The sequence below is a fragment of the Pleomorphochaeta naphthae genome (assembly GCF_055396005.1).
This window is the reverse complement of sequence record NZ_AP042457.1, coordinates 2,320,879-2,333,663: the sequence shown is the minus strand read 5'-3', so window position 1 is coordinate 2,333,663 and position 12,785 is coordinate 2,320,879. Positions and strand designations below refer to the sequence as shown.

Annotated in this window: 9 protein-coding genes; 2 read left to right on the top strand and 7 right to left on the bottom strand. The window is 31.5% G+C overall.

The features are described from left to right. The first annotated feature begins 72 nt into the window (after window positions 1-72). Both ltrA (ACZ5SO_RS10650) and ltrA (ACZ5SO_RS10645) read left to right on the top strand, forming a co-directional pair. Window positions 73-1,344 (top strand): group II intron reverse transcriptase/maturase, encoded by a 1,272-nt coding sequence (gene ltrA / locus ACZ5SO_RS10650; RefSeq protein ID WP_464624523.1) that lies wholly within the window; start codon window positions 73-75, stop codon window positions 1,342-1,344. A 620-nt stretch (window positions 1,345-1,964) separates the two neighbouring features. After that, complete coding sequence (gene ltrA / locus ACZ5SO_RS10645; RefSeq protein WP_464624522.1) at window positions 1,965-3,398, top strand: group II intron reverse transcriptase/maturase; 1,434 nt, start codon at window positions 1,965-1,967, stop codon at window positions 3,396-3,398. Window positions 3,399-3,476: 78 nt separating this feature from the next. Here ltrA (ACZ5SO_RS10645) and ACZ5SO_RS10640 read toward each other — a convergent pair whose 3' ends face one another. From ACZ5SO_RS10640 to ACZ5SO_RS10610, 7 genes are all read right to left on the bottom strand, one after another. Continuing rightward, window positions 3,477-5,084 carry a CTP synthase gene (locus ACZ5SO_RS10640; protein WP_464624521.1) on the bottom strand — a complete coding sequence of 536 codons (1,608 nt, stop codon included), beginning with the start codon at window positions 5,082-5,084 and terminating at the stop codon, window positions 3,477-3,479. 17 nt (window positions 5,085-5,101) lie between these two features. Further along, window positions 5,102-5,683, bottom strand: a complete 582-nt coding sequence (locus ACZ5SO_RS10635) for an ANTAR domain-containing response regulator (RefSeq protein WP_464624520.1) — start codon at window positions 5,681-5,683, stop codon at window positions 5,102-5,104. 13 nt (window positions 5,684-5,696) lie between these two features. After that, on the bottom strand, window positions 5,697-6,980 hold the full coding sequence (locus tag ACZ5SO_RS10630; protein ID WP_464624518.1) for a glutamine synthetase family protein: 1,284 nt from the start codon (window positions 6,978-6,980) through the stop codon (window positions 5,697-5,699). Window positions 6,981-6,994: 14 nt separating this feature from the next. Then, window positions 6,995-7,723 (bottom strand): GltB/FmdC/FwdC-like GXGXG domain-containing protein, encoded by a 729-nt coding sequence (locus tag ACZ5SO_RS10625; RefSeq protein WP_464624517.1) that lies wholly within the window; start codon window positions 7,721-7,723, stop codon window positions 6,995-6,997. Between the two features lie 25 nt (window positions 7,724-7,748). Further along, window positions 7,749-9,254, bottom strand: a complete 1,506-nt coding sequence (locus ACZ5SO_RS10620) for a glutamate synthase-related protein (protein ID WP_464624516.1) — start codon at window positions 9,252-9,254, stop codon at window positions 7,749-7,751. A 3-nt stretch (window positions 9,255-9,257) separates the two neighbouring features. Then, the gene (locus ACZ5SO_RS10615; protein ID WP_464624515.1) at window positions 9,258-10,358 is read right to left on the bottom strand and encodes a class II glutamine amidotransferase; all 1,101 of its coding nucleotides are present in this window, start codon (window positions 10,356-10,358) and stop codon (window positions 9,258-9,260) included. Between the two features lie 448 nt (window positions 10,359-10,806). Continuing rightward, window positions 10,807-12,696 (bottom strand): IS1634 family transposase, encoded by a 1,890-nt coding sequence (locus ACZ5SO_RS10610; protein ID WP_464624514.1) that lies wholly within the window; start codon window positions 12,694-12,696, stop codon window positions 10,807-10,809. Window positions 12,697-12,785: the final 89 nt, after the last annotated feature.

The following is a 12,785-nucleotide window of genomic DNA, read 5'->3' as shown; positions in this document are numbered from 1 at the left end:
GGAGCGAAGGGGGAGACATTTTAAACGTTTCTAGGCGTTGAAACATCATTAGTACTGGAGGCTAATAATAATATGATGGAAAATGAAGCAAATAGAATTAGGGAAACATCCTTAAAGCATTTGGATGAGAAGTTACAAACCTTAATGCATTATGTTAGTGAAAGGAATCTTTATGAAGCCCATTTACAACAAATGAAGAACAAAGCAGTAGGAATAGATAATATTACTAAAGATGAATACAATGACAATCTATTTGAAAATTTAAAAGATTTATGTAATCGTATGAAAAGCTTTAAATATCATCCTAAACCTACAAAGAGGAAATACATTCCAAAACTTAATGGAAAACTTAGACCTTTAGGAATAGTATCCTATGAAGATAAACTAGTACAAAAAGTTATGGCAGATGTATTAACTAATGTATATGAACCTAGATTTTTATCTACTTCATATGGCTTTCGACCAAATAAAAGCTGTCATGATGTTATTAGAGATATTAATCATAATATTATGAGAAATAATATTAACTGGATTGTTGAAGCTGATATTAAAGGCTTCTTTGATAATCTATCTCATGATTGGTTAATGAAATTTTTAGAAAATGACATCAACGATAAGAATTTTCTTAGATATATAAAGAGATTTTTGATAGCAGGAGTAATGGAAGAAGGAAAGTTCTTTGAAACTGATAAAGGTGCAATACAAGGTGGTAACTTATCTCCAGTATTAGCAAATGTGTATTTACATTATGTTTTAGATTTATGGTTTGAAAAGGTAGTAAGACCTAGGATGAAAGGCAAAGCTTTCATATTTAGGTATGCTGATGATTTTCTTGCAACTTTTGAATATGAAGAAGATGCAAAGAAGTTCTATGCTGTATTACCAAAGCGATTAGCTAAATTTGAATTGGAAGTTGCAACTGAGAAAACTAGAATAATTCCATTTGGAAGAAATTCTAAATCAAAAGAAACATTTGAATTTCTTGGTTTTAAATTTATCAATGGTAAAACAAGAAATGGTTATTACAAAGTAGCCATAATTACCAGCCCAAAGAAATTAAAAGCTAAAAGACAAGAAGTAAAACTATGGATAGAATCACAAATGCATATACCAGTTATTGAGATAATTAATAAACTCAATAGAAAGCTTATAGGACATTATCGATACTATGGAGTAAATGGAAATAGCAAAGCTATGAGTAAATTTCGATGCTTTTGTGTTAAGCGATTACTTAGGACTCTTCAAAGAAGAGGGCAAAAGCACAAAATGAACTGGGAGAAATTCCAGCAAATAGTGAAATTTAACCCAATTGCTATTCCAAGAATCTATGTTCAAATATGGTAAGTTTCTAAAAGGTTAAAATGAAGAGCCGTATGCGTTAATAGCGCACGTGCGGTTCTGTGAGGGTCTTCATCAGTTGCATTTATACCGGAGATAAATGGCTGATGAATTCTACTCGACCTGTGGGTTTGGCAATTTCATTTAAAAAAAAATGAAATAACCACTAGTTGATGGCAAGTGCAGTATCGTGAGGTGCTGTGTGAAGGAAGCCTAAGGCAAAGTTTCGGGGCTACGAACAGAAACAAGATATAAGGCCGATTATGAGGATGAGTTTTTAATAAGTGATGAAGTCCAGCCAAAATTATAATAGGTAAATCTTTAGTCCACATGAAACGAAAGATGTTGTTCTTAACTGGGGAGGTCTGTAATACGTTGGAGAGGCCTAAATATTACCAATGATAACAACAATTCATACAGTAATGTGTGAACATGTATTACAGAAGTCAGCAGATGGCATAGTAGCAATTTTGGAGAATTGTGAAGGCCTGAATATCGAATTCTTTTCAAAATATGAAAAGTCTTACTATTAGCATGTAGATAAGTTGGAAGTATGGGTTATGTTAAGTCGAAGCTCAAAGGTAAAATGAAGAACAAGAATGCAAAAATAGAAAAGGAAAGAAATGATGAGGAAAGATAATCCGCAATTACCAAATACTGAATTGTGTGAGAAACTACTCTCCAATGAGAATCTAAAAGCTGCTTTTATCAAAGTTAAAAAGAATGGTGGAGCTGCTGGAATTGATGGAATGAATGTAGGTGGGTTAGATACATATTTAGATTCAAATATCAAAGATATCAAAAGTAGGATAATATCACGTAAGTACAAATTTAAAGCTGTTAAAAGGGTAGATATACCCAAAGATAATGTTAAAACTAGAATGCTTGGAATACCAACAGTACTAGATAGATTTGTACAACAATTAGTAGTACAGGTAATTACGCCATTGTTTGAGCCAACATTTTCAGCCTTTAGTTATGGTTATAGACCAAACAGAAGTGCAGAAGATGCTGTAAGACAAGCACAAATATATATAGCTGAAGGCTATAAATATGTAGTAGATATGGATTTGTCTAAGTTTTTCGACACGGTTAATCATGATAAGCTAATGGGCTTAGTATATGAAACATTAGAAGATAAGGATATTAGAAGATTAATATTTAGTTCTCTTAAATCTGGAGTCATGTACAATGGATTTAAAGTTGAAACAAATGTAGGCACTCCACAAGGTGGAGTAATAAGTCCAATATTATCAAATATCTATCTAACACCTTTTGATAAAGAAATGGAGAAGAGAGGAGTTAAGATTATTCGTTATGCCGACGACATTCAGCTTTTTGCGAAATCAAAGATGTCATCTCTAAGAATAAGAGATAATGCGATTAAGTTCTTAGAAAAGAAATTACAATTGACAGTAAACAAAGAGAAGACTAAAGCAGGTAGAGCAGAAGGAGCTAAAATTCTTGGATTTGTGTTTCAAACAAGAGGAAAGAAAATAGATGATGGAGTATTAAAACTCGGTAGATGTGTTCCACGGGATAAAAGTCTAGACAAACTAAAAACTAGGATAAGAGAAATTACTAAGAGAAACAGATGGGTCTCATTAGAAAGAGTAATTGCTGAATTGAATAGTTTGCTTAGAGGCTGGATAAACTATTATGCTAAAAGTACTATAAAAAGGAAGTTTAGAGATATAATGGAGTGGACACGAAGAAGAGTTAGACAGTATGCCTATAAAATTTGGAAGACTAGTAAAAATCGAAAACATCAATTGAGACTTTTAGAAGCTGAAGAATGGAAATTGAAGAAATATTATTACAGCTCAAGAAGTTATTGGAAAATGTCTGGAGCAATAAATAATGTGTTAACAAATAAAATTCTACAAGAAAAACTAAAACTAATTGATGGATTAAGATTATATGTTGAAAAGAATGAAGAAGCCAAAGAAAAAGATATCATTTACTTTGACTTCTTAGCAAAAAGAATGGCAGATGAAGAAGAAGGCCTTAAATTATTAAAAGAAGATTGGCACTACTTCAACATCGAGCGTTATGTTTGATAAACCGCCCGTTACCGAACGGTATGACATGGTGGTGTGAGAGGACGGTTTCGTGAGAAACCCTCCTACTCGATTATTTTAATTGTATCTTTTAGTTTTAGCAGCTTGTATGAAACCATTAAAACAAGGATTTGTATTATTTGGTCTACTTTTAAATTCAGGATGATATTGAACGCCTAAGAAGAAAGGATGATCTTTTATTTCAATTGCTTCAACTAAACTGTTATCAGGACTTATTCCTGTAATAGTTAATCCGGAATTAACTAAATCATCTCTAAACTTATTGTTGAATTCATAACGATGTCTATGTCTCTCATAGATAACATCTTGATTGTTATATAGTTTTTTCAAGACTGTGTTTTCTACTAATTTACAAGGATATGCTCCAAGTCTCATAGTTCCACCTTTATTTGAGATGTCTACTTGATCTTCCATTAAATCAATAACTGGATGAGTTGTATTTTGATCAAATTCACTTGAATTAGCATCTTCCCATTTTAGGACTTTTCTAGCATAACTCATGACTGCGATTTGCATTCCAAGACAGATACCAAAATATGGTATTTTCTTATCTTGTGCAAAATTTGCACTTAAAATCATTCCTTCAATGCCCCTGTTTCCAAAGCCTCCAGGAACGATTATACCATCACAATCTTTTAGTTTTTCATCAATATTGTCTTTTGTTAGTGTTTCACTATCTACCCAGCTTAAATTTACAGTACAGCCAATTTCCCAAGCACTGTGTTTAAGTGCTTCCATAACTGAGAGATAAGCATCGTGTAGTTGAATATATTTACCAACTAATGAGATGTTTATTTCTTTATTAGCTTTTGTGATTCTATCAATCATAGCATTCCATCGAGTTAGATCACATTCTTTTGTGTGTAGGTTAAGTTCTCTGCAAACGATATCGTCAAGCTTTTCATCATGTAACATTAGAGGGGCTTCATACAATACATTTAAAGTTCTATTCTCTATAACACAATCTTTTTTTACATTACAGAATAGAGCTATTTTTTCTTTAATAGATTTTTCTAAAGGTCTATCACTTCTTGTTACGATGATGTCAGGGAAGATACCAGTTGTCATCAATTCTTTTACAGAGTGTTGTGTTGGTTTACTCTTATGTTCATTACTACCACTTAAAAAGGGAACTAAGGTTACATGGATGAATAAACAATTATCAGGACCCACTTCATGGCTTACTTGTCTAATTGCTTCAAGGAAAGGCTGGGATTCGATATCTCCAGTTGTTCCACCGATTTCGGTAATAACTACATCAGCATTTGTCTTTTCTTCAATTGAATAAATAAAATTTTTAATTTCATTAGTAACGTGGGGAATTATTTGAACTGTTGAACCTAAATATTCTCCGCGTCTCTCTTTTTCAAGAACATTAAAATAACATTTACCACTTGTAAGATTTGAATACTTGTTGAGGTTTTCGTCGATAAATCTCTCATAATGTCCTAAATCTAAGTCTGTTTCAGCACCATCTTCAGTTACAAATACTTCTCCATGTTGAAATGGGCTCATAGTTCCTGGGTCTACATTCATATAAGGATCAAGTTTTTGAGCGGTAACTTTAAGTCCACGGTTCTTTAAAAGTCGTCCTAGTGAGGCCGCGGTAATCCCTTTACCGAGGCCTGAAACAACTCCCCCAGTTACAAAAATATGCTTAGTCATTATTTTCTCCTAAATAATTATTGTTGATATGTCTTGAGGATCTCTTTTGCAATCTCCCCTTTGCTTTTCCTTTGGTCCATTGCCCTTTTTTCTATATATCTATGGGCTTTTTGTTCATCAAATTTTAATCGTTCAATTATTAGAAATTTAGCTCTATTTACGATTTTAATTTCTTCTAATTTTCTTCTTAGTTTTTTGTTCTCATTAGCAATTCCCCTAAGTCTGATATTAACAGAGTTGCATAGAACAAGACTTTGGAATAATAGTGGAGAAATAATAGGTTTGCCAAGTAGTAAAACGCCTTCTTTTCCAACTCTTAGTGCAATATCACCAATATATCTTTCTTCAACAATAAGAATTACCAAGGAAAGTGAGCTTTTTGAAATGCTCATCGCCAAATCAATTCCATTTTCATCATTTAAAGGAGCATCTATAATTATTAAATTAAAATCAACCGATAGGATTTCTTGCCTTGCTTTACTGCAGGAAAAACAAGAGGTCATTGAACCTTTCACTCCATTTTTTGTTAGAAGTGATTTTAAATTCATATGACCTTTACCATTTGCTGATACAATTAAAATCTTTTCAAATTCAAACACTATTGATTTACCTTTAATATATTGGGAAATATTTTTCCTCTGTTAGAGTGCTTATATGTTCACAATGCTTATATTCTTCTAATTCACATTTTTTAACATTTAAATATGAATCTAGAAGCTTCTTTGGTAACACTTTTTTCAGAAACTCACTTTTTTCGGCTAAATTTATTGCCTGCTGCATAGTAGAAGGTAAGAAGGAGCCTTCACTTTCTACAAATGCGTTAGTTTCTATAGAAGGGGGAGGAGTCTCCTTATTTTTGATTCCTTCTAAAGCCGCCTCACAAATTAAAGTATAAATAATATAAGGGTTAGCACTTGTATCAGGGGTTCTAACCTCTAATCTACTATATCTTCCCTGAGTTTTTGGAATTCTGATTGTTGTAGATCTATTTCCATAGCCCCATCCAATGCGATTTGGTGCTTCAAATTGACCAAGTCTTTGATAAGAGTTGTAGATAGGAGAAGAGAAGATTGTCATATCTTTTATTCTATTTAATATGCCAGCAATCATGTACTCTCTAACTTGTTGATCATCCATATCTTCATCAGATCTTATAGACATGTTTACATGCATTCCATTTCCACTTTTTTTCTCTAATGGTTTTGGTAAAAATGAAGCAAACAATCCATTAAGAGTTGCTGTAGATTTAACTACACTTTTAAATGTAATTAAATTATCTGCAGAATTTAATAAATTACCATAAGTAAAATCAACTTCCATTTGACCAGGTCCACTTTCATGGTGAGATCTTTCTGTATGAAAGCCCATATCTTGAAGTGTTAAACAAATATCTCTTCGAATATTTTCTCCCTTATCATTTGGGGCAACATCTAAATAGGTTCCATTGTCGAGTGGAATAAAACTTGGATTTCCATCATCGTTTAATTTGAATAGGTAGAATTCACATTCACTTCCTATTTTAAAAGTATAGCCTAATTTTTTTGCTTTATTTACGAACGATTTAATAAGATATCTTCCATCACCTTCGAAAGGTGTGAAGTCAGGATATTTAATATCACAAAACATCATCACAACTTTTCCGCTTGAAGGTCTCCATGGGAGTACTTGTAATGTCTCTGGATCAGGAAATAAGAGTAAATCACTTTGTTCAACTGATAAAAAAACTTTTATTGATGAAGCATCAAATGAAATACCTGTGCTAAAAGCTCTATCAAGTTCATCACTGCTTATTGAGATATTTTTAAGATTCCCTAAGATATCACAAAAAGCTAATCTAATGAATTTAACATTATTTTCTTCAATGAAAGAAGAAATTTCATATTGCATGTTAGCCATAGCACCCTCCTAAGTTAGATTGCTGTGTAATGTTGTTTATATGGTAAAGTTGAATTAGGTTCCAATACATAAAAGTTTGCATTAAAAACAAGGTCTTTGTCAAAGGAAAATTCATTACAAAATTGATTAATTATATCTTTTATTGATTCTATATCATCTTTTGTTGCTTTTCTAGTTACTACTTGTTTAGGTAAATCTTTTGGTAATTCATCACTTCTTAAAAAAATCTTACCTCCATGCATACCTGTACCACAGAAATTACCAACTGGACATTTTCCATTTTGATTTAATCCTAAAACAATAATTAAGCCCCCAGCTAAATATTCTCCTAAAAAACTTCCTGCTCTGTCTCCAATAACAAGAACTGGTTGTTTATCATTATAGGCTTTCATATGAATTCCTGCTCTATAGCCAGCTGATTCTTTGATTAAAATTTTACCACCACGCATTGAATATCCTGCAGTGTCTCCACAGTTACCACGAACTATAATTTCGCCTTCATTCATAGTGTCTCCAGTAGCATCTTGGCAGTCGTTTTTAACTACTATTTTACTACCTTCATCGAGACAAGCTCCTAAAGCGTTTCCAGGGATACCTTTAATAGTAATATGTTTATTTTGCATTCCAGCGCCAATGTATCGCTGGCCATGGACATCGTCTAATTCGAATGAAGTTTCATTATCATCCCTAATTAGACTGTTTAAATTTTTAAAACTCATATGATTAACTGTTATTTTTTGCATTATTTATTACTCCTGATAAAATTCTCTATTCACCAGCATGCTGAATTCCTAGAATCTCTAATTCTTTTTCGCTTAACCCAATTCCTCTTAGCATTAATCTGTTTCCTTTTAAAGCTTCGATTGAGTTAATACCCATTCCACCCATCATCTCTTTGATTTCTCTTCTCCAAGCGGTAATTAAGTTGACTAGGTTTTTAGCCCCTTCTTCAGGATCTAATCTACTTTCAAGTTCTTTGATTTGGGTAGCAATTCCCCAGTTACATTTTCCTAAGTGACAACTTCTACAAAGATGACAACCTAGGGCGATAAGGGCACTTGTTGCAATATATACAGCATCAGCGCCTAGAGCTATAGCTTTTACAACGTCTGCAGAAGATCTAATAGTTCCTCCGACAACTAAGCTAACTTCGTTTCTAATACCTTCTTCTCTAAGTCTCTTATCAACAGCGGCTAGAGCTAATTCGATAGGAATTCCAACATTATCTCTAATTCTAAGAGGAGCAGCACCAGTACCACCTCTAAAGCCATCAATTGCGATTATGTCAGCACCACAACGAGCTATTCCACTAGCAATTGCTCCAACATTATGAACTGCAGCTATTTTAACAATTATTGGTTTCTTATAATTTGTTGTTTCTTTAAGCATATAAACCAATTGTCTTAAATCTTCGATAGAGTAAATGTCATGGTGAGGAGCTGGACTAATAGCATCGCTTCCTTGAGGTATCATTCTGGTTTTAGAAACTTCATCAGTGATTTTTCTTCCAGGTAGGTGTCCACCAATTCCAGGTTTTGCTCCTTGTCCCATTTTTATTTCAATAGCTTTTCCAGCATCTAGATATTTTGGGTGTACTCCAAATCTACCAGAAGCAACTTGAACTATAGTGTTTTCACCATAAACATAAAAATCTTCATGAAGACCGCCTTCTCCAGTGTTGTAAAAAGTGCCAAGTTCTTGTGCAGCAGTAGCTAGAGCTTTATGAGCATTATAGCTAATAGATCCATAGCTCATAGCACTGAACATGATTGGAAGGCTTAATTCCATTTGAGGTTTTGTATCTAAAATAATGTTATGATTTTCATCATATTCTAAGTCTAATTTTTTCTTACCAAGGAAAGTTCTAGTTTCCATTGGTTCTCTTAAGGGGTCAATAGAAGGGTTTGTAACTTGGGAAGCGTTAATTAGAATCTTATCCCAATAAACTGGATATTCTTTTGGTGTTCCCATTGAAGCTAATAAAACTCCTCCTGTTTGAGCTTGTCTAAAGATATTAGTTATATCGTGTTTACTCCAGTTAGAATTTGTTTTAAAACAATGATCTGATTTTACTATTTTTAAAGCATGTGTGGGACAAACAGCTACACAGCGATGACAATTTACACATTTTGACTCATCACTTAGCATTACTTTTAGCTTTTTATCGTAATAGTTAACACCATTTGAGCATTGCTTTTCGCAAAGTCTACAGTTTATACATCTATTTTGATCTCTTATAACTTCATATTCACTTTGAATTAAATTTACTTTCATAGGTTATTGAACCTCCTTATCTAGCTCAACAATGTAAGGTTCCCCTCCTTTGGGGAAATAGATGGAATCTAATTCTGGAGCAATAACTCTAATGGCTTCTTCTTCACTTGCCATATAAACCATATCATCCTTAGTTCCGACTACTAACGAGCGTAATTTTAGTCTGTCATTTAATGCCATTAAGCCATTGTTGTAGCTTACTATTATAGAAAAAGGTCCTGTAATAAGAAAACTTTCATAATTATTTCTAAGATATTTGTATTCTAATTTATCTTTTTCATCCATTCTTTCGATTGTGCTCCAGAAAGGGGCTGCTAATATATGAGCGACTGTTTTTATATCGATGTTTTTCTTTCTGTTTAAGAAATCTATCATATATGTAATTACTTCAGTATCTGTTTGTAAATTACATTTATAACCAAACATTTCAATATATCTTCTATTAGCATCGTAACTTGAAATTTCTCCATTATGTACTACTGAGTATTTAAGTAGAGAAAAAGGGTGAGCGCCACCCCACCAACCTGGAGTATTTGTAGGGTATCTACCATGAGCTGTCCAACTATAGCCACTATATTCTTCAAGTCTGTAAAATCTGCCAACATTTTCAGGATATCCTTGAGCTTTAAAAACACCCATGTTTTTACCTGAAGATACGATAAATGCACCTTTTATATGGGTGTTTACATTTATAGTACATCTTGCTACATATTCTTCTTCATCTAATTGACTTTCAGCTAATTTAGTTGGAAGAGGTGCTAAAAAATATCTCCAAATCATAGGTTCATCAGTAATAGAAGGAATTTTTCTTGTTGGAATTTTTGAAAGGTTTATCATATCAAAATGTTCTTCTAGAAATTTTAAGCATTCCTTTTTAGCTATAGAGTCCATATAAAATATATGGAAAGCATAATACTCCTTATATTCAGGATATATACCATAACCTGCAAAACCGCCGCCCAAGCCGTTTGATCTATCGTGCATAAGTTTTATTGAATCTATTGCAATCTGGCCAGAAAATCTTCTGCCTTTTTTTGAAAAGATACCGCTAATTGCGCATCCTGAGGGGATACGTATCTCCCCTTCTTTTTTTATTCGGTCCATTACTTTTCTCCTTATGATTCCAAAATCAATAAGTCTAAAATGAAAAAACGCCCATAGTTATCCTAACTATGAACGTCTTTGTTCAATCTTTTTATTTTATTTTTATATATAATATAGTGTTAAAACGCTAATTAGACTTCTTTGTCTTAATAAGGATATTATTGAAAAGTGTCATCCTTGTCTAGCATTTTATTAATTTTTTATTAATATAATATGTAATTTTATGCATAAAATGCATATTGAAAAAAAGATTATTTTAATAAAAATATTTTTATTTAGTTACTGGGAAAGAAATTAAATAAAATTTCAAAAAATTTCGGTTAAAAACATAAATTGGAGAGTTGACAAAAATAGTAGTATGATGTATTAATTTATCCTGTCTTTTGCAGCAAAAAGGGTTAATTACTTGTAGCATAAGTAGTTAGCCCAAATAAAATGTCCTTAGTGTTTATTTAACTTTTAAAATTTTCTGTATTTTTGTAATGTCACTTTTTTTTAATACATTCCAACTTAAATCTATACCTGTTTTATTTTTTAATTCCTTTAGTACATTTGAATAATTATTTGTTAGATAATTGAATCCATCTAACTTAGACACACTAGCGTCTCTTAATCCTTCTAACAATTCACTAGTAGTGAATTTATTTTCTGTTGTTTTGTTTAAATATCTAATTACCATTAATGAAAGCATACATATTAGTACATGCGCTTCTATGTGATTCTCTTTACTTACATATACTGGTCTTAAATCTAACTCTGATTTTGTTATTCTAAAACATTCTTCTATCTGCCATAGACCTCTATACATATCAATAATTTCATGAGTATTTACTTCTTTATTCAATTGTAATTGCATAGTCTTTGAGTTCCACCTAGAAGTCCAATCTAAATCTTTATCTTTTTCTTCTTTTTCAACTCCAATAACATTTGTTTCAATAATATAATAACCATCAAGCAGTTCTTCTTCTTCTAACTTTTTATTATCAAAACGAACTTCAGCCTTCCACTCTTCAATTTCTTTACCATTTTTATCTTTAACTTTTGTTTTAAGATATTTATTACTACCATAGTTATTATCTATTACAGATTTGGTTTTAGAGTGTGATGCTAATTCTGCTTTCATTAATGCACTCTGTCTCTCTATTTTTGCTCTTTCACTATACTTTTTACTCCAATAGATAATTTTCTTTCTTGGAAAGTTACTAATACTTGTTTTTTTACCATCTAGATTTGTTAATTTAATATTATGCATCATGTCATATTCTTTAAACATAAAGTCTATTTCAGAGAAGTCAATCTCTCCTTCATCTGTTAGTGGAACATCTATGTATTTATTAAGAGTTTTATCATATGTAATATATCCAGAAGGATCTAATAATACTTTCTTTAATTTTTTTGAACATTTTCTTGCACTTTCACTAATTACATAACCACACTGATTTGCAATAATATTTGCAATATTATCTCCCGTATGCATAGCTTTATCTGCTACATATATTGCATGATCTAAGCTCATTAATTTCTGTACTTTTTTAAAGGAAGGTAAAAAAGTAATACAATCATTGGTATTCCCATCATATGTATCAAACCAAACAGGGAGTCCTTCTTTATCCATAAACATACCTACTTGCACAATTGGTAAAGGTTTATGACTTTTTGATACACCTCTCATTCTATGACCATCTTCATCTTCTATTTCAAAATGTACATTTGTTACATCATAAAACATAAAAGAAGTATCTCTTTTATGTTTATTCACCATAGTTTTGTTTATATCTATTAGTAAAGAATCTTTAAGTGCTGCTATTTGTGTTAAACCTCTATAGATATCATGTTTTTGTAAATCAAAGTGTTCGAAAAAACAATCTTTTGTTTGCCAAGCTTTTAATTTTGAACCAGGATCTAAAATTCTTTTATATATCATTAATTTCATAAAAGATTCTAAACTAAATTCAATATTTAATTTTTTTTGTTCTTTACGTAAAAAATCAATTACTCCAAATTGATTTAATGCCCATAATATATAAAAATCGCCAGTATTAATTATTCTAGAAAATTTACCACTCAATTCATTGTATGGAAGAATAGCATCTCTAACTAAAGTAATATTAACAACATCCTGTTTTTTCTTAAGTTTGTTTTTAATATCTCTTTCTTTTTGTAATTCATCTTTAAAATGTTGGATAGGATCATCATATTTATCTAAATAGTCTTCAAGATAACCTAAATCTTTAACAGTAATAGTCTTTTTTTTCTTAGTTACTTTATCTCTAACTTGATGTTGATAAAACAATCTAGTTTTACCAGTAGCTTTTTCTTTTAACTTAGTTAAATACATGATTAAATCTCCTCATTGACATATTAGCACAACCATAAATAAAAGTCAACTACGTACAACTAGGGACAAAAATTAATTAAAAAAAATAA